This window comes from Vagococcus fessus (assembly GCF_003987565.1).
GTDB classification, from domain to species: Bacteria; Bacillota; Bacilli; order Lactobacillales; family Vagococcaceae; genus Vagococcus_D; species Vagococcus_D fessus.
On the sequence record NZ_NGJY01000004.1, the window covers coordinates 21,778 to 40,937 of the forward strand.

At 33.6% G+C, this 19,160-nt stretch carries 20 protein-coding genes and 1 tRNA gene; all 21 read left to right on the top strand.

Annotated elements, in window-relative coordinates; genetic code table 11:
• The 21 genes from CBF31_RS09270 (at position 1) to CBF31_RS09365 (ending at position 19,149) form a co-directional block, all read left to right on the top strand.
• A complete protein-coding gene (locus CBF31_RS09270) occupies positions 1 to 411 on the top strand; it encodes a hypothetical protein (protein ID WP_170167930.1) in 411 nt (136 codons plus the stop codon).
• 440 nt (positions 412 to 851) lie between these two features.
• Positions 852 to 1,571 (top strand): hypothetical protein, encoded by a 720-nt coding sequence (locus CBF31_RS09275; RefSeq protein ID WP_126832350.1) that lies wholly within the window; start codon positions 852 to 854, stop codon positions 1,569 to 1,571.
• Between the two features lie 47 nt (positions 1,572 to 1,618).
• Positions 1,619 to 1,692: transfer RNA gene (locus tag CBF31_RS09280), tRNA-Ile, on the top strand.
• Positions 1,693 to 1,872: 180 nt separating this feature from the next.
• Complete coding sequence (locus CBF31_RS11065; protein WP_170167931.1) at positions 1,873 to 2,031, top strand: hypothetical protein; 159 nt, start codon at positions 1,873 to 1,875, stop codon at positions 2,029 to 2,031.
• Between the two features lie 14 nt (positions 2,032 to 2,045).
• Positions 2,046 to 2,336, top strand: a complete 291-nt coding sequence (locus CBF31_RS09285; RefSeq protein ID WP_126832353.1) for a hypothetical protein — start codon at positions 2,046 to 2,048, stop codon at positions 2,334 to 2,336.
• Between the two features lie 4 nt (positions 2,337 to 2,340).
• Positions 2,341 to 2,685 carry an HNH endonuclease gene (locus CBF31_RS09290; RefSeq protein WP_126832355.1) on the top strand — a complete coding sequence of 115 codons (345 nt, stop codon included), beginning with the start codon at positions 2,341 to 2,343 and terminating at the stop codon, positions 2,683 to 2,685.
• A 154-nt stretch (positions 2,686 to 2,839) separates the two neighbouring features.
• Complete coding sequence (locus tag CBF31_RS09295; protein ID WP_126832357.1) at positions 2,840 to 3,289, top strand: phage terminase small subunit P27 family; 450 nt, start codon at positions 2,840 to 2,842, stop codon at positions 3,287 to 3,289.
• On the top strand, positions 3,289 to 5,007 hold the full coding sequence (locus CBF31_RS09300) for a terminase large subunit (protein WP_126832359.1): 1,719 nt from the start codon (positions 3,289 to 3,291) through the stop codon (positions 5,005 to 5,007). Before CBF31_RS09295 ends, CBF31_RS09300 begins: the two co-directional genes overlap by 1 nt.
• Before the next feature lie 9 nt (positions 5,008 to 5,016).
• On the top strand, positions 5,017 to 5,169 hold the full coding sequence (locus CBF31_RS11070) for a hypothetical protein (RefSeq protein ID WP_170167932.1): 153 nt from the start codon (positions 5,017 to 5,019) through the stop codon (positions 5,167 to 5,169).
• Between the two features lie 15 nt (positions 5,170 to 5,184).
• Positions 5,185 to 6,417, top strand: coding sequence for a phage portal protein (locus tag CBF31_RS09305; protein WP_126832361.1), 1,233 nt, complete (start codon positions 5,185 to 5,187; stop codon positions 6,415 to 6,417).
• Positions 6,368 to 6,967, top strand: a complete 600-nt coding sequence (locus CBF31_RS09310; protein WP_170167933.1) for an HK97 family phage prohead protease — start codon at positions 6,368 to 6,370, stop codon at positions 6,965 to 6,967. Before CBF31_RS09305 ends, CBF31_RS09310 begins: the two co-directional genes overlap by 50 nt.
• Positions 6,968 to 7,003: 36 nt before the next feature.
• Positions 7,004 to 8,164, top strand: coding sequence for a phage major capsid protein (locus tag CBF31_RS09315; RefSeq protein WP_126832365.1), 1,161 nt, complete (start codon positions 7,004 to 7,006; stop codon positions 8,162 to 8,164).
• Between the two features lie 14 nt (positions 8,165 to 8,178).
• The gene (locus CBF31_RS09320) at positions 8,179 to 8,481 is read left to right on the top strand and encodes a head-tail connector protein (protein ID WP_126832367.1); all 303 of its coding nucleotides are present in this window, start codon (positions 8,179 to 8,181) and stop codon (positions 8,479 to 8,481) included.
• Complete coding sequence (locus CBF31_RS09325) at positions 8,471 to 8,818, top strand: phage head closure protein (RefSeq protein ID WP_126832369.1); 348 nt, start codon at positions 8,471 to 8,473, stop codon at positions 8,816 to 8,818. Before CBF31_RS09320 ends, CBF31_RS09325 begins: the two co-directional genes overlap by 11 nt.
• Positions 8,815 to 9,183, top strand: a complete 369-nt coding sequence (locus CBF31_RS09330; protein ID WP_126832371.1) for an HK97-gp10 family putative phage morphogenesis protein — start codon at positions 8,815 to 8,817, stop codon at positions 9,181 to 9,183. The genes CBF31_RS09325 and CBF31_RS09330 overlap by 4 nt, the downstream gene beginning before the upstream one ends.
• The gene (locus CBF31_RS09335) at positions 9,180 to 9,590 is read left to right on the top strand and encodes a hypothetical protein (RefSeq protein ID WP_126832373.1); all 411 of its coding nucleotides are present in this window, start codon (positions 9,180 to 9,182) and stop codon (positions 9,588 to 9,590) included. The genes CBF31_RS09330 and CBF31_RS09335 overlap by 4 nt, the downstream gene beginning before the upstream one ends.
• Positions 9,591 to 9,638: 48 nt before the next feature.
• Entirely contained in the window at positions 9,639 to 10,226 is a 588-nt protein-coding gene (locus CBF31_RS09340) for a major tail protein (protein ID WP_126832375.1), read from the top strand.
• Positions 10,227 to 10,282: 56 nt separating this feature from the next.
• Positions 10,283 to 10,672 (top strand): phage tail assembly chaperone G, encoded by a 390-nt coding sequence (gene gpG, locus CBF31_RS09345; RefSeq protein ID WP_126832377.1) that lies wholly within the window; start codon positions 10,283 to 10,285, stop codon positions 10,670 to 10,672.
• Between the two features lie 133 nt (positions 10,673 to 10,805).
• Entirely contained in the window at positions 10,806 to 14,771 is a 3,966-nt protein-coding gene (locus CBF31_RS09355) for a phage tail tape measure protein (RefSeq protein WP_126832381.1), read from the top strand.
• Positions 14,768 to 15,487, top strand: coding sequence for a phage tail domain-containing protein (locus CBF31_RS09360; protein WP_126832383.1), 720 nt, complete (start codon positions 14,768 to 14,770; stop codon positions 15,485 to 15,487). Before CBF31_RS09355 ends, CBF31_RS09360 begins: the two co-directional genes overlap by 4 nt.
• The gene (locus tag CBF31_RS09365) at positions 15,484 to 19,149 is read left to right on the top strand and encodes a phage tail spike protein (RefSeq protein ID WP_126832385.1); all 3,666 of its coding nucleotides are present in this window, start codon (positions 15,484 to 15,486) and stop codon (positions 19,147 to 19,149) included. The genes CBF31_RS09360 and CBF31_RS09365 overlap by 4 nt, the downstream gene beginning before the upstream one ends.
• Positions 19,150 to 19,160: the final 11 nt, after the last annotated feature.

Consider the following 19,160-nt stretch of genomic DNA (forward strand, 5'->3'; position numbering starts at 1 on the left):
TTGAGAAATGAAACAATAGCATATCTAAGAGCTGACTTGTGGGATTACAATAAATTCAAAAAAGAGATATTAGCGTTTCAAGAAGCTATTTTAAATTCAGGTAGCAAAGTTGATGAAAATATTGGTGGCGGTCGCTCTAGTTTTATCAGTGACCCAACAGCAGTTGCAGCAATCAAATTAGCTAGCCCTGACGATTTAAGCGTATCGGTATTTACAGTTAACACGATTGATGATTTGTTATCGTCTTGCAGTAAAGAACACTACGATGTGATTATGTCGAAGTACATCAACGGCTATCGTGGTAAAAAGAATGCGATAGTATCAAGCGAATGTAAAATGTCAGAGTCTACAGTGAAGCGCAAGGACTTAGAGTTTTTAGAATTACTACGCATAAGATTACGCCGACGTTAATTAGACCATCAAAAACAGCCAAAAAGATTGGTCTCATTTCGGTCGATAAATCAGATAAAATGGTATTGTAAGTAATTTAGCTTACGAGGTTGATATCGAACCTGAATCCGATAAAACACCAAGTAACTATTGCGGAAACAGTGGTGAAAGGGCGACTTACCATCGTGTAAATAAATCGTGCTAGGGTAAGCTAGTATGAGTGGTTGCAGTGCGACCGACCGACCAACCAATTCAATCAGCATGACGAACGTATTAAATTAATAGTTCCGAATTGATTATTATATCGTGCTGTTTGTATTGTGAGCATAAGAAAGACTGACTTTAACTGGTTGGTCTTTTTATTTAAAAAAATAGTCAAATTAGCGAGGTTTTCCTTTCAAAAAAATAACTTGTGGTGTACTATAAACAACACTACTAAATTATACGAAAGGAAGAGTGTTATGTTTAAGAAATTTATTTTTGTAATCATGACTATCTGCATGATCACTATTTTATTAATTATATTCATATTATCAAAATTAGAAGTTACAGACGCATGTATGTACAATCAAATAATTAGTATGTTTCTTCTAAATAAGGATAATAAGTTCAGATGGGAAATTATAGGTGGGATAGGTTTTTTGGTGACCTTAATTTTTAATTTATATGAATACAAATCAAAACAATATATTGAAGTAGTAATATCAAAACAATATGATTTTTACAAAGAATATAAAGAAGATGTCCAAGATGTAAAAATAGCTATACGACGATTTAATAATAGTTTGGAAAAGTATGAGGAAAAGCTTTTTCTTTGTATAGCAGAAGAAAACCCAACTAAGATTAAAATGAGTTGTGAATATGCAGATGTCCAAAGATTGAATAGAGATCTCGTATCGTGTTTATATAAATTGCTAGATAGAAATTCTATATCAAATGAAGAAGAGGACCTAAAATTAAATATCGAATTAAAAGATTATTTAAAAAAATTGAAATCATTGGAAGATATAGTTCGTAAGTATATCCCAAGTTATCATCTAAAAGAGAGTGAATATTACGATTTAGAAAAGAGCGAATATTATAATGAATTAGAACTTGTTCGTAATTCAGAAAGAGTTTTTTACTATGAACTAAATAACAATTTAAAAGAAAAGTGGAAAGCGGTATTAAAAGTTAAATAAAAAAGATTAGCCTTAAATCGGCTGGTCTTTTTTTATGCAATAAATTAGGACCTTTAGCTCAGTTGGTCAGAGCAAACGGCTCATAACCGTTCGGTCGCAGGTTCGAGTCCTGCAAGGTCCATAGTAGATAAAGGAGAGTGAGTAAATATGTTAACAACATTATTAACAATTATAGTGTGGTTTGTGGTTATAGGTATTGGGGTATATGTTTCAGTATTACTTTTTTGGGTCATTAGAATTATCATAGCTGCCATTACATTCAGAAATAAAAAGAAAGCTCTATTAAAACGGAGAGCAGAGAATGACTAACCACCATAAGCATACTGTGTTAGAAATGACAGAAGAAGCTAGTGAGCGAGATATAGACAGTTGCAAGCTTATTTATTTAGGGCATGGCTTATGGGATGACGAGCATATACAGATTAATTATCAGAGCCAGTTGAATTTACTTAAACTTTAAAGGAGGGCTAATAAATGGAACAGCATGAGTATACCGAGCTATTAGAAACGCTCGATAAAGTAAGGCAGTCAAAAGATTTGGATGAGATACACCAAACAGTATTAAGTATTTTTTCTATTTGCGGATTAACAGTATCTGAAGTTGCGAGTCTTTTAACCTCATTAATGAGAAATGTTTTAAATCAGGAACATAATGCTAAGTATTTAAAAGATGTTAATGGTATTAACGCAGAAGATTTAACAGCGGAACAAGTTCTTGCTATACAGAATTTATTAGTGAGCTTGTCTTATAATGGCCAAGCCTAAGAAAATGTGCGGCAGAGCGGGATGCAGAATGTTTGTTGATTTCGATATCACGTATTGCGATAAACATAAAGATGATTATTCAAAGCAATATAACAAATCAAGATGGAAGAATAAGAATGATTATATGAAGTTCTATAACTCTAAGCAGTGGAAGATGTTAAGAGAAGATGTGTTGATTGAAAACTTCTATACATGTAGTCAATGCGGAAGAGAAGGGAACATTGGAGATCATATCATTCCTGTTGAAGAAGATTGGAACAAAAGATTAGATAAGAACAACATTCAAGTCATGTGTCAGTCATGCCATAACATCAAAACAAGAAATGATGAAAGAAAATACAAAAAATAATTTAAAACTGTTGATACATAAGGGATACGAGGGTGCGGTAAGTCCCCGATTAATTTATAACGGGGCTATGAATGGCTATGTGCCACAACGGTATGCTATCTTTCGTGACCAAAATTCCCTTTTCGAAACTTTTGGAAGGAGGTAAATTTAGAAAATGGCTAAAAAATTAACAGTCTTAGCAACCAATAAAAAAAATTTAACTAAAGCTGAGCGAGAAGAGCGAGAAAATGCAGAACAACGTGCTTCAGACGGTTTTAAAGAAATTCAAAAAACTGCACCAAAACACCTAAGTCCACAAGCTAAAGCAGAATACAAACGAATTGTTGAAGATGTTCAAAAGCTACCACTTAGAAATCTTGATAGAGCACTTTTAGAAAATTATTGTACCTGGTATTCAATTTACAAAGATTGTAGCTTGCAACTGCGCAAAGGATCACTTGATGAAGATGGAAATCCATTACAAGCGACAGTACTTCTTGAAAAAGCGACTAAGAATTTAAAACAGTGTGCATCTGAATTAGGATTAACAGTTGATAGTCGAATGAAGATTTATCTTCCTCCTAAGGAAGAGAAAGAGAAGAGTATATTCGAGGTGTTTGGTTAATGAGAGAAGAGTATAAAGATGATGCTTATTTATATTGTCGGATGGTTATTGACGGGAAAATAAAATCATCGGTATCTGTTTTCAAAGCGTGCCAAAGACATTTAGATGATTTAGAAAAGAATGATTTTAGATATGTTTATGATCCAGAGCAAGCAGCTAAAGTGATTAATTTCATGGAGTTATTGCCTGATGTGAAAACTGGCCAAACGTTTCCTATGGCACTATTCCAAAAATTCCAGATTTCTATGCTGTATGGTTGGCGAAGAAAAGACGATAGGTCATTGAGAAGATTTAAAAAAGCTTTTATCAGCGTTGCTAGGAAAAATGGTAAATCAATACTTATAGCAGGTATCGCTTTATATGAATTTTTATTTGGTAAGAATCCTGCGATGAGTAGACAGATATTTTGTACTGCGAACGATAAGAAACAAGCGAGTATTGTTTTTGAGATGGTCCGTAAGCAATTGGAGTATTTGAGAGGTAAGTATTCTGAGATAAACAAAGCGACAAAACGCGTTCGTGAAGAGTTAAAAAACTTAAATGATGAGTCGTACGTTAGACCTTTATCAAGAGATACGGGTTCTGTAGATGGATTTGAGCCTTATATCGCAATATTAGATGAATATGCTGCGAGCAAGACTACTGAAATGATGGAATTATTAGAATCAGGTCAAGCGCAGTTAGAAAACTGTTTAACAATCATAATTTCAACTGCTGGATTCAATTTAAATGCACCTATGCACACGATTGAATACCCATATGCTAAGCGTGTACTTAATAAAGAGGTTGAAGACGAGGAGTATTTCGCATACATTGCAGAACAAGACAGCGTTGAAGAAATAGAAGATGAAGGCAGTTGGATAAAAAGTAATCCTATTTTAGAAGTAGAAGATATGCGTGAACAGATGATGACTTATCTAAGAAAAAGAAAGTCAGAATCAATTGAAAAAGGAACTTACAACTCTATTCTAGTAAAAAACTTCAATATGTGGCGACAAGCTTCAGAAGAAAGTTATATTGCTTCAGATCATTGGCTAGCTATTAAGAATGATGAGAAAGAAGATATAACAGGTAGAAGAGCTTGGATAGGTGTCGATGTAGGTAAATCATCAGATTTATTCTCTATAACGTGGATAACGAAAGCGGAAGAACATTGGCACATCGATAGTCATTCATTTGTAGCTACAAAATATGGTTTAGAAGTTAAAGAGAAACGAGATGGTCTTGACTATCGCTATTTGGAGAGTATTGGTGAGTGTGATATTACCAATCTTGAAAGTGGAGTTATCGACTATGATTTTGTTTTTAGGTGGTTAGAAGATTTTGTTATCTCAAATAGATTAGATGTTCAATTTATTTGTTATGACCCTTATCAATTCGGACATATTTTAACAATGATTGAAAAATATCATCCAGAATGGCAGATGTTTGAAGTCCGACAAGGCACAAGAACGTTATCTATGCCTACAAAGCAATTCAGAGACGATGTTATTAATAAAACGATTAGGCATGATGGTAATAATATACTTACATCATCCGTTAATAATGCAATCACTATGGAAGATAACAACGGATTGAGAATCAACAAGGCAAAAAATAGTAATAAGATTGACCCAATTGATGCTGGTTTGAATGCGTTCAGTGTTTGTTATACAGAAGGGTTCGACGATGCGTTAATAGATGATGATTACATACTAAGTGATGACTTTGGTTTTTAGGAGGTATACATGAAATTTATAATGAGAAACATCCATACAATATTATTTTTAGTCGGTATATCTTTTATTGATATATCGGCTTTTTTATATCATGAAATATTAGGCTATTTAGTTTTAGGTATCTCTCTTGTAGTTATAAGCAAGCTGATTGATAGCGATTAGAGAGGGGGTGAAAAAATGGCATATTTTAGAGGTTTAGGAACTCCAAGTGATGAAGATATATTAATCGAATCGATTATAGGTCGTTCGATGAGTAGTAGCTATACAGGTATCAACGCCTTAAAAAATAGTGATGTGTTAGCTGGTATTTCAATAATAGCTGGAGATGTAGCTAGTTTTCCTATTGTTCAAAAGAATAAAAAAGGGACTATTGAAGATATGGGAGATTTGAGTTATATCCTCAATACAAAAGCAACAACGAATGCAGGAGCAAGATCATGGCGCTTTTCTATGGTTGTTCAAAGCATACTTAATGGTAATAGCTATTCAAGGATTTTAAAAGATTCTAGAGGTAAAGTGTGGGGATTAGAATACTTTCCACCATCAGAAGTGCTAGTAGAACAAGATACAGAAACAAAAGAACTTAGATACACATTTGCTAGTGATGGTAAAAATATCATTTGTGAGCCAGAAGAAGTTTTCCATCTTAAAATGTTTACATCAGATACCGTATTTGGCCGCTCTCCTCTATTATCTTTAAAAGAAGATATCGAGCTACAAGAATCTGGACGGAATACGTTAAGTAAGTTCTTTAAAACGGGTACATCGAGCGGGATTCTCAAAATGGCACAAGCTAAGTTGAGTCCCGAAGCTAGAAAAAAAGTAAAAAAAGAATTTGAAGAAGTTCAAAATGGCGGCGGTCATTCTGCAATTGTTTTAGATAGTACGATGGATTATAAGCAGTTAGAAATTGATACAAACATATTGCAACTTATAAACTCAAATAATTATTCTACGTCACAGATTGCTAAATGCTTGCGTATACCGGCATATAAATTAGCTGTTAATAGTCCTAATCAATCAGTAGAACAATTGAATAGAGACTATGTTAATAATGATCTAACTTATTATATGGATGCTTTTATAGAAGAAGCTAACTTGAAGCTTATGAGTGATAAAGAGAGACGTCGAAGTGTATTTGATTTTGATACATCAAGATTAACAGATGTTGACCAAGAAACAAAAATAGCTAACATTACTAAAAAAGTAAAAGACGGATTAATCACTGTCAATGAAGGCAGACAAGAATTAGGTTATGAACGTTTAGATGGAGAGATTTACGATAAGCCTGTAATTAGTTTGAATTACACTTTCCAAGACGAGTTAATCAATAAGCAAGCTTTGAAGGGAGGTGATGATAATGACAGAGATAGAAGTGAGAGCATCGACACAGAACCTTCAAGCGATTGATGATGATAAGAAAGTTATCGAGGGTTACGCTGTTGTATTTGGTAGTGAAAGTCAATTGTTATTTGAAGATGATGGTACTCCATTTGTTGAAACGATTTCAAGAAATGCTTTTGAAAATGTAGATATGACTAAAGTATTCGCTCTATACAATCATGATTACTCAAAAATTTTAGCAAGAAGTGATGCAGGAAACCTTGAGTTAAAGGTTGATGATATCGGTTTGTGGTTTAGAGCTAATTTACCAGATACAACATTAGCTAAAGATGTATATGAAGATGTGAGAGTTGGAAATGTACCAGCTTGCTCTTTTGGATTTACGGTAGCAGATGACACTTGGGGAAATTCTAATGACGGAATATTAAAAAGAACGATTAAAAAAATTGCTAGTTTAAGAGAAATCACACTGACCCCTTATCCTGCATACGAGTCAACAACAGCTGTTGCTACACGTTCGTATCAAGATTTAGAAAATAAATCAAAAAGAGAAAAAGAGTTAGCTGAATTAGAAAAAGAACTTATGAATATGAAACTAGATTCTATGAGAACATAGGGTCTTTTTTTTATGCATAAAAATAGGAGGAAAAACATGTTAAACGAAAAAATTAAAGAATTACGCTCACTTTTAAATGAGCGTGCAGAAGAAACAAACGGAATGATTGATGATGCACAAAACAAAGCTTCAGATGGTGATTTAGAAGGTGCTAAAGAAGTTAAAACTCAAATTGAAGCTAAGAAAAAAGAAATTGCGGAATTAGAAGTTAAGTTAGCTGAGTTAGAAGATTTAGCAGGTATGAAGAAAACAGAATCACGTTCTGTTGAACGCAAAGGAGATAATAGAATGAAAGAATTAGCAAACGAAGAATTAAACGTTCGTTCACATGTAAATAAATTTTTACGCAGTAAAGGCGAAAAACGGGACGGATTAAAAACTGATGGTTTAGAAGTTATTATCCCAGAGGATATCGTCTATACACCTCAAAAAGAAGTTAAAACAATGGTAGATTTATCTACATTAGTTAATAAAATGAAAGTATCAACTGGATCAGGTAAATACCCAGTATTGAAAGGTGCTACAGCTTCATTAGTATCAGTAAAAGAATTAGAAAAGAATCCAGAACTAGCTAAACCTGAATTTGAAAATGTTAACTGGTCTGTGGAAACTTATCGTGGACAAATGCCGATTTCACAAGAAGCTATTGACGATTCAGCGGTTGATTTAACTGGATTGGTAGCTACACACATCCAAGAACAAAAAATTAACACAGTGAATACAGCTATCGCTAATGAGTTAAAAACATTTGAAGCTGTTTCAGCATCAGATACAGATGCAATTAAAGGAGTTTTAAACATTAAGTTAGATCCTGGTTATTCACGTGCGATTATTGCTTCTCAATCATTCTTGCAAACTGTAGACACATTGAAAGATAAAAACGGTCAATATATTTTACAACAAGCTATTACTGATAGCTCTCAAATGCGTTTATTCGGTGTTCCGATGACTGTAATTGCTGACGAAGTTTTAGGTAAATCAGGAGATTCAGTAGCATTTATTGGTGATACTAAAAAAGCTATTTTAATGGCTGATCGTGTAGATGTTACAGCAAAATGGATTGATAACGAAATCTATGGACAGTTATTGTCAGTTGCGACTCGTTTCGATGTTAAGGCAGCAGATAAAAAAGCAGGTTTCTTTGTTACATATAAAGCTACTACAACTCCCGAACCCGAAACTAAAGATAAGAAATAAAGGAGACATGGTCTATGACTAAATCAGATTTAACTTCTATCAAGAATTATCTAAAAGTAGACCATTCTTACGATGATGATTTGATAAAAGAAATGATATTGGTAGCCGAATTAGAGATAGCAGAAGCTATTTCTAGTTCGGTAACTGTAGAAGAGTTAAAACAAGATGCTAGATTTGAATTAGCAGTAAAAAAACAAATCAAAGAACATTATGAGTTTCGTGGAGATACAGCAGATAATCAGCGCTTTCCAATTGTTAATGGAGTTCTTCCGATTATTCAACAGCTAAGGTATAGGAGTGATACGAATGAGGACTAGACACCTTAATGATCGTATGACTTTTTTTGTTCTTAAAGATATTAAGAATGATGATGGTGAACTAATAAAAAACGTTAAAACTGATTTATTTTCTTGTTGGTGCGAGGTTTCTAAAGCTACTGTTAAAGAGTTTAAGGAGCGTACTGCGTCCGTAAAAAATGGAGAACTTCAGAAAAGACGTAATGTTAAGAATTTTTTTATTAGGTATCAACAGGAACAAGAAATTGATACTCGTATGCTAGTTCAGTTTAAAGGTAAAAACTATAAAGTAATTGATATTGAACCTGATGAAATGAACTTTGATTACTGTATGGTTAAGTGTGAGGTGGTTGAGTGAGTATCGCAGGCATTGAATCTATGCTTAAAAATATTGATAAACTTCAAGGTAATGGCGATAAATATGGACGCGAGGCTGTCAGAGAAGGTGCTGAAGTATATGCTAAAGTATTATCTAAAAACACCGCTAATGACATGGGAGACTTATCTCAATCAGTAGAAACAAGTGGGATAAAAGGCGCTGGAAAAGGAAGTTTAGAAGTAGATGTCGGTTATGATTATCAAACTGGTTGGAGAGCACATTTTCCGAACGATGGGACCGTGTATCAGAAACCGCAGCACTTTAAAGAACGAAGCACAGAAGAAGCTAGAGAACCAATTCAAAAGATTTTTTTAGATAAATTGAAAGGAGTGACTGATTTATGAGTTTGATTGAAACTGATGTTTATCATATTCTGTCAGATAGTCAAGAATTGATAAATAAAATGAATGAATTTAGAGGTCACTCTTTAGATGGTGATAATGGAATATTTGTGGATGAGATAAAAGAAACATATATCAAAAAAGAGTATGCACCTTTTATTAGAATAAACCTTATTTCCGAGATTAATAATAACTATCAAGATGATTTATCGCAATCAGAGGACCAACGAGTCCAAGTTAGTTGTTGGGCTAACAATTCAAAAGAAACTGAAGAGTTAAAAAATATAATTGATAGATTACTAGAGGAGCATAATATTGAACAGTTTTATGGTTCGAGGTATAAAGACCCAGATATCAATTTAAAAATGAGTGTTAGGAAATACAGACGAATAGATTGGAAGTCACGCTAATAAGTGTGGCTTCTTTTTTATATCAAAAATTAGAAAAGAGGAATTTAAATGACAGAAAAAACAGTAAAAGTTGGGGTACGTCAACTAGAGTTTGCTCAATTAGATGAAAATGAAAAAGTACAAGGTGATATTGTTTCGTTACCAGGTTTAATTAGTGCAAAAATGAGTGTAACAGTAAATCAAGAGCAATTCTTTGCTGATGATGGTGTGTACGCAAACTTAGATAGTGGTGTAAGTGAATTAGGTTTAGAAATTAATGTGGCAGATATTAATTCTGCAATTAAAGCTCAATTATTAGGAGTAAATATCGAAGATGGTATGGAAGTATATACAGCTGATATTAATATTCCATCTGTTGCGATGACATTCCGTTCGACTACGAATGCAGGTAAAGCTGTTTGGTTTGGATTGGCTAAAGGCAAGTTCGCGTTACCGTCACATGATCTAAATACTAAGGAAGGCTCAGCATCTCCACAAACTGACACGATTTCTGGTGCATTTGAGATGCGTAATGACCGTGTGATGTATGTAATCGCACGTGAGGATTCAGAGGATTTCGATTTGGAAAAATTTAGAGCTAAAATCTACGGAACTGCAGCTAAACCAGAACCTGATCCAGAAACAAAAACTAAATAATTATTTTAAAGGCTATCTAAAAGGTAGCCTTTTTATTTTTGACAAGGAGGTTTCGTATGAAGATAAAACTTAAAATTGATGGCGAATTTAAGGAGTTCGAAAAGAAAGACTTTTGTTTGAAAGAAACTATTGTAGCAATGAAATATCTAAGAGATAACGAACAAGCTAGAGCAGACATGGTCGGTTACGGAACAGATGAACAAATTTTAAAATCTATGGAAATTGAAGCTATAGCTATGTCTGATATTTTTGACAATCAATTTACTAAAGATGAATTTATTAACGGTTTTAAAGCTGTTGATAGAGATTTAATAGAAGAAACAATTATCTTAGCTCTTGGAAATCATGAGGAAGAAGAAAAAAAGGAACAGTCAACTCTTTCGGAGAAGCCTACAAACAACTCGAAAGGCTTATTCAAGGGTTGGTTTCACAAGGGTACAAAATAAAAGAGATATACGCTTTGAAAATGAAAGATGTAGAGCTTTTGATTGATGTATCTAGTTTAGATGAAGAGGAGATACAGGAAGATACTCTTACTGATGATTTCTTAGCATTATTTTAACAGAAAGGAGGAAAAAAATGTCAGGAAAATTAGGTGATATAGCAGCTACAGTCAGTCTTGATATTGACCCATTTGTACAAAGCACACGTGTATTACAAGCTCAAACAAAAGGCATTAATAGTTCATTAAGGGCCCAAGAAATGGCAGTGAAGAATTCTGGTAAATCCATCAATGGACTGAAAGGAATATACAACACAACAGCACAAGCTATGAAAGTACAAAGTGAATTAACAGATAAGTTAAAGAATCAATACGAACGATACAAAGAGAGTATTGGCGATGTTAATAATGCATCTGAAAAAGAAATAAAAACGCTCATGAATAAAGAAAAAGCGTATTTAGATTCTGCAGGAAAGTTAGAGCAAATAACAGGAAAATACAATGCTTTAGGGAAAGAGATAGCGGTTCAAGAGTCTAAATTCACTAAAATGGGAGATAGTTTACAGAACTTAGGTGACAAGGTAACTAAAGCAGGAGATGGAATGACTTCATTCGGTAATAAAATGTCAGTGGGAGTAACCGCTCCAATCGTTGCTGGTGCAGGTATCGCTATTAAAGCAGCAAGTGATTATGAGTCAGCGTTTGCTGGAGTTAGAAAAACTGTAAATGCAAGCGATGCAGAGTTTGAAAAACTATCTACAGGCATAAGAAACATGGCTAAAGAAATGCCCGCTAGTGCTGTTGAAATTGCTAATGTAGCTGAAGCTGCTGGACAGTTGGGTGTATCAACACCTGATATCTTATCATTCTCTGAAACAATGATTAAGATGGGTGTTGCGACCAACATGAGCGCAGAAGAAAGTTCTGTAGCTATTGCAAGATTTGCAAACATTATGGATATGCCAATGGATAAAGTAGACAGGTTAGGATCATCAGTTGTTGAATTAGGGAATAATTTCGCAACTACTGAATCAGAGGTTGTTCAAATGGGGCTAAGGTTATCTGGTGTTGGTAAACAAATTGGATTATCTGAATCGGATGTAATGGGCTTAGCTGCTGCAATGTCTTCGGTAGGTATAGAAGCCGAAGCAGGAGGAACAGCGATGTCTACAGCTCTAAAGAAAATGCAAAATGCTGTAGCGGTATTTTTAACTGCTGATGAGGACCTAGAAAAAGCTAGAAAATCAATGAATGATAAAGATTTTAAAAAATTTGAAAAAGAAGTTGCATCGATGACTGATAAAACAGCTTCTTTCGCAAAAGTAGCAGGCGTTAGCTCGAAAGAGTTCGCTAATTTATTTAAAGATGACCCGTCAAAAGCCTTACAAAAGTATGTTGAAGGACTAGGTAAAGCTAGTGAAAATGGAGAAAATTTGAATAATATTTTAGATGATGTCGGAATAAAAGGGATTAGGGAATCCGATACATTCTTACGTCTTGCAGGTAATAGTAAATTGCTAGGAGAGGCATTGGATTCATCTGGTAAGGCGTGGGATGAAAATTCAGCATTAGCTAATGAAGCAGAACAACGATACGAAACACTAGAATCAAAGTTATCTATGTTAAAAAATCAATTATCAGATGTAGCAATCGAATTTGGTGGACCTCTTGTAGATGCGATGAAAGATGGCATAGAAGCAGCAGAACCGATGATTAAAGTTGGTGCAGATATTGCTAAAAGCTTCAGTAATGCAAGCCCGGAAACGCAACAAATGATAATAAAGATGGGGCTATTAGCAGGTGCAGTTGGTCCTGTAAGTAGTATATCGGGTAAATTTATTAGTATTTTAGGCGGTGGAATAGGGACTATTGGTAAGTTTTCTAAAATAATAGGAGGTATGGCTAAACCAGTAGATATAGCTGGTAAAGCTTTAGATGGAGGTTCTAGTTCATTCGGAGTTTATGCTAAAGGTGGAGAAAAAGCCACTGGTGGAATTGCTAAATTTGGAAAAGCTGTTTTAGGGATTAACCCTTGGGTAGCAGGTGCAGGCTTAGCTTTAGGAGCAGGAGTATTAGCATGGGAGCTTTGGGGCAAAGGTGCTGTAGAAAGTGCTAAACGAACTAGCAAATGGGGGACAGATGTCGGAGAAACGACTGATAAAACTTTAACTAAACTAAAAAAACTTACAGATGACGGAAAAACAGCAATTGATGATTTAGCAAATGGTGTTGATGGTTCTTCTAAAAAGATTTCAGAGTCATTTAAAAGTATGGGTGAAGAAATGGCTGAAGGTGTAGAAAAAGGGTATCAAGAAAGCTTAGATAAAATTAAAGATTTACCGGATGAAATTCAAAAAGGCTTAAAAAAAGATATCGATAATAAAAAGAAACATGATGATGAAATTATCAAATCAACGAATGAATTATCTGATAAAGTGTTAAAGATAACAGAGTCTAAGAATGCTAAGCAAGGAAAATTATCTGAAGATCAAAAAAATATTCTTTTACAATACCAAAGGGAAATGAATGAAAAAGAAGTCGAACTTATGAATGTGAGTTCGGAAGAGAAAAAGACAATTCTTGCTGCTTTAAATGGTGATATTAAAGATATGAATGAAAAGCAATTAAAAGTTGCAAGCCAAGAACTACATGATTCATTATCTCAAGAATTAACTAGCTATAAAGAGCATAACGAAAAGCTAAAAGAATTATTTGAATCAGGGAAGATAAGCGAAGAAGCGTATAAAGAACAATCTAAAGCACTTGAAGCGATGCACAAAACAGTTACCGATAATATGGTTAATAACTTGATTAGGATTAAACAAGAACAAGGCAAATCAGATGAATTTATAATTGCATCAATAGAGAGTCTAGGCATAAGTTACGAAAAAGCTAAAGAGTACGTCAAGGGCTATTCTGATACTGTAGAAAAATCATCAAGCATCGTAGCGAAGTCATCTAATGATATGGGAGAATCAGCTTTAAAAGCTACTGAATCATGGAATAATATAATTCTTGATGATAAAACTGGTGATATTAAGACCAATCTTCCAGAGTTTTTAGGAGATCTAATTAAGTCTAAAGATGGATGGGAACAGATTAAGTTTATTACAAAAAATGCAGACTTAACATCAAATGCAAAAGAAATGATATTTAACGCTATTTCAGAAAGTGGTAAATGGAATGATTTAAAACTAGACAAAAAAATCCTCAAAGCAGAAAATACTAGCTTGCTAATTGAGTTAACAGAAACAGAAGGTGCCATTGCACAGTTTAATAATATGCCAGTCGAATTAAAAAAACTTTTGATTGACGGTTCAGATAAAATGAAAATTGAGGAAATACAGGTTGCTTTAAAGCAGTACGATACGATGAATCCTAATTTAAAAAATTTATTGATAGATAATTCCGATGCTGTAAGCAAGACTGATACGGCATTAGGTAAATTAAATTTATATGATATGTCGCATCCAGAAACCAAATTATTAAACGTAGATAATTCAAATGCTGTAGATAATGTCGAGTATGCTAGAGAAAGATTAGGCATATATGATACTACTAACCCTAATCCTAAAAGGTTAGAAACAGTCGGTGATTTGACGGGAGTTTATGATGTAGAAAATGCTTTAAATAGTGTTAATGATAAGGATGTAAATATAAATGTTAAAACAAATTATTCAGCGGATTTTATAGGCCCAAGATTACCTGGTTACAAAAACGGGACTACGAATCACAGTGGAGGTCCTGCTATTTTAGGAGATGGTAAAAAAAATGAGCCTTTCCTAACGCCGACTGGTTTTATCGGGATTTCACCTAATAGAGACACACTAATTCCTAACCTACCAAAAGGGACGAGGGTGTGGCCATCTATAGAAAGATTTAAATCGGATATGCCTAAGTTTAAGCAAACGAAAGCGTTCAGTTTGATGGGGCAAAACTACTCTAATAACAAAAAAGAAACAGATGGTACAACTATTAATAATTATGATTTAAATGGATTTATGAATGGAGCTAACATCGAATTAAAAGATAAGTATGATACAGAACAAATGATGAAAGATATTGCGTGGGCGATTAAAAAGGAGAGTGCTAGATTACAATGATGTCGAGATATTTTATTTTAAACGACAAGAAATCGAGTGATTTTAATGTCGCTTTACCTAAAGAATTTAGTTTTGAAAGTTCTTCACCAACAGTTGATTTTATTAAAATACCTGGGCTTGATGGTGAATTAGCTGTTAATAATAAGTCTTTAAGTAACGTAAAAAGAAAATTAACGTGTGGCGTTATAAATCGTAATAAAGAAAGTTATCATTCTATACACGAGAAATTATCTGACTGGTTATCAATAGATGGCTGGACAGATTTTTTTTATAGTGATGATGAACTATATACCTACAAAGTGTTGATTTCCGATAGTTTTAATTTAGAGAGAATACAGAAGAATTTCTTAAAATTAGAGATAGAGTTAACATTTAAACCGGTTAAATATTTAAAAAGCGAGTTAAACCCTAAGATTATTACAAGTGGAACAATTATAAAAAATACTAAAAATTTAGATGCAAAGCCATTAATCGAAATTGAAGGTCAAGGAGATGTAACCTTAACAATAAACAATCAAAAAATAACTGTAAAATCACTTGATAAGCATATTGCTTTAGATTGTCAAAGTCAAACAGCGAGACAAGGGAGTCAAAATGTTTCTAAAAAAGTTTATGCAAATAGTTATCCAGTGTTAAAAAAAGGTGAAAATAAAATTTCATGGACGGGTAATGTAACAAAATGTACAGTAACAACGAGATTGGGGGCTAGGATTTGAGTTATCCAATACTATATGAAGCAAATGAAACTGATTTTTTTAGCATGGGATTAGGAGTATTAGCGGATGCTATTAAATGTGAAGTATTAGAAGAAAGAAATGGTCGTTTTGAATTGGAAATGACATATGCAAAAGAAGGAATATTATTCAAAGAAATCAAAAACGATAGAATAATTAAGGTAGACGTTGGGCATGAATTAAAAGCTCAACGTTTTTCTATTGAAAAAATTACTAAAAACTTTGATGGCACACTACAGATTTTCGCTGTTCACTGTAGTTATTTAAGCGAGAGATTAGGCTTGAAACCAGAAGTGATTATTAATGGTTCAGCTAATACGGCAATAAATCAATGGAATAACAACTTGATAGGACAGAGCCCATTCATTGTGGATAGCGATATACAAACTACTGGGAAAACAATTTGGAATATCAAAGAAGTTGATAACCCGAGAATAGCGCTAGGTGGTGTTAAAGGTTCTTTATTAGACGTGTATGGTGGTGAGTTTAGATTTGATAATTACCACATTTCATTGATGAAATCGAGAGGGAACAAGACAGGTTATCGCATCTCGTATGGAAGAAACTTAACTAATATTGAACAAGAAGATTATATATCAAGTACGTATACATCTGTATATCCTTTCGCTGTTCAAAGAGAGGACAAGCAAAATAATCAAGAAGAAAAGGTTATTACAACTAATGGTTATATCGTACACAGCGAGCATGTTGATAAGTATTCGCATCCACGAATTATACCTATAGACTTCACTTCTGAATTTGAAGAAGATGAAAAAATAACCTCTGACAAACTGAAAAGTTTAGCCACGAAATATATAAAAAATAATTCGATTGGTATTCCTAAAGTTAGCTTAGAAGTAGAATTTGTTGATTTAGAACAAACATTAGATCATCAAGATGAGGTATTTGATGAAAAAATAAATCTTTGTGATGAAGTGTTAATTTCATTTGAAGAAATGGGCATCGATATAACGGATAAAGTAACATCAATCATTTGGGATGTTTTATCTGATAGATACCTTAAATTGAACGTAGGCGATGCTCCAAGAACATTAGGTAGCAAATTAAAGGATCTAGACGGAAAAGTTCAGGAAGCTGAAAAGAATTCGAATAACGCTTTAACATCGGCTAATGGAAAAAATACAAATTTCTATGGTCCTGATGAACCAATAGCTAATAAAGTTGGCGATACGTGGTTTAAAGATATTGGTAATGGCGAGTATGAGATTTACCAATGGAACGGAACAATTTGGGAATTAGTTAGCTTCGATTATTCAGTAATTGAAAAAGAATTAGAGCAGCACAAAGAAGATATCAAAAATGCTTTAGATAATTCTGAACAAGCTATTAAAGAAGCAGACTTTGTTGGCGGAAAACTAGAAGATGTTGAGAATACATTAGGTGTTCAAAATTCAAAAATTGATGAAATAGATAAGCAGTCCATTAGCAACGGTAAGTGGATTGAAGAAAATGAAACATCAATCAAAGAAACAATTGCTCAGACAGATGAAAATGGTAAGAAGTTAATTCAGATTGAGAAAAATACCGAAGGGTTAAGCTCAACTGTCATAGATTTACAGAAAGACTTTGAGAATTTAGAGTTACCTGCTCGAAACTTAGTTCGTGATAGTTTAGTAGAAAAATGTAGTACAAGTTATTTATTTCAAACTTTTGAAACTGTCGAAGCATGGAGTAAAGAAGATGAATACCAATTTCTTCTTAAAGGCAATCTTCCAGATGGAAAAGAACCTCGCATTTATGGGGAAGATGTTAGTGGTATTTATTTAACAAAACTATCTAAAATATCAGACGGATTGTATGGTTTTAAAGGTAAAATTAATGATGTTAAATCACTTAAAAATATTTTGAAAGTATACTTGTACCCTGATGATAAAATAGAGTGTTGTGTTGATTGGATAGCCGTTTATAAAAATGATGATACCTTAAAATGGTATCCTGCTTTAGAAGATAATTCTAAAACACTAGCAAAACACTGGACTGCTATCGAACAGAACGCTCAAAAAATAAAAGAAACAATCGGAAAAACTGACGAACAAGGGACTAAATTAACTCAGATTGAAAAAGAAGCTGGTCGCATAAATGAGAGCTTAGTTGAGATAGAAAATCAAAAAATTGGTGGTAGAAACTATTTTATTAACTCCGAGAAATTAGATAGTGGAAATGTGATTGGCTATCAAGGTTCCGTTGTTAATGTCTATCCAAACCAAAAAGTCGATGAATGGGGGACGGATAAAGCTTTTAATATTCAGTGCTGGGACGGATCGTCTGAAATTAAAGCGATGATTCACTCGAGAAGTTCATATATGTCTGATGGTACTAGCTATTCTCCAAGTATTTTTGTTAAAAACAATGGACAAGCAAATGTAAGGATTTCTTGTAATATTGGTGCTGAATTAATAATAAAAGGGGGCGAAACTAAACGTTTAGAGTTTAATGTAAAAAATTCCACAAAAAATGGAATTATGCAGTTTTTAGTTAAACCAACAGCAACTTCAGCAAATATTACAGTTTGGCATCCTCAGTTTGAAAAGGGAGATAAACATCAAGATTGGCGACCTGCGTGGGAAGATGGAGACATCAAGATAACGAATGTTGAAAAAAATGTAAATGGTATTCAACAAACCGTACAAAATAAAGCAGATAAATCAGAAGTTACACAGTTAGCAAATCTATTCGACGTGCGTGTAACTGGTCTTGAAGATGATATTGATGAAAACTATGCAGCGCTCAATATATTAAAAGACAATATCAATTTGAAAGTTAATGCTAAAGATATTATCTCTCAAATTAATTTATCACCAGAAACAATTTTAATTCAAAGTAAAAAAATTATGCTGGATGGACAAGTTAATATTAATGACGCTTTTATCAAAAAAATAACGATAAATACTGCATATATTAACCATCTTAAAACAGTTAATTTTGATGCCGCTCAAGTTACATCGGGTTACATTAATTCGAATCGTATTCAAGCTAAGTCTATTACAACTGATAAATTAGCAGCTAATGCAATCCAAGTCGGGTTTAATGCAATCGGAAATGCTATCAAAATATCGCCTAACGAATTATCTTTCTATTCAGGTTCAACATTGGCCGGTGAAATAAACTCGAAAGGTGTATCGTTTTATTCGGGAACACGAGCGATTGGACATATAGGGGTCAATAGTAAAGCTGGTAATTCGTCAGTCAAAGGACTTGTAATGGACTTAGATTATACAGGTGATTTTGTGTCTTGGGGATTTAGCGAGAGCGCAAGCGCTTCTACCTACACAGGTATGTTAAGTCTTGATCCAAAAGGTAAGTTCACGGGTGAAAAAGGAGTTCATATCCCAGGATTATTACATTTGAATCAAATAAGACCTGCAGGGAAACCATATCAAAATTTAGAGTTTACTAGCGTGGTTATAGGTTCAACAAAATACCCAGCTTTAATGGCTGCTACCAGTAAAAACGGAATAGCTTTCGGTTCTCAATACCTATATATAATCAATAATGGAAATTCTTACAATTTTAACGATATTTCAAAACTAATAAGCAAACTAAGCGGTTTAGGTAAAGTTGCTATCCCAACTGGTTTTGATGGTCAAGGTAATGTGCAAGGTTGGTATGACATGTATTTATAATAAAAAGGAGT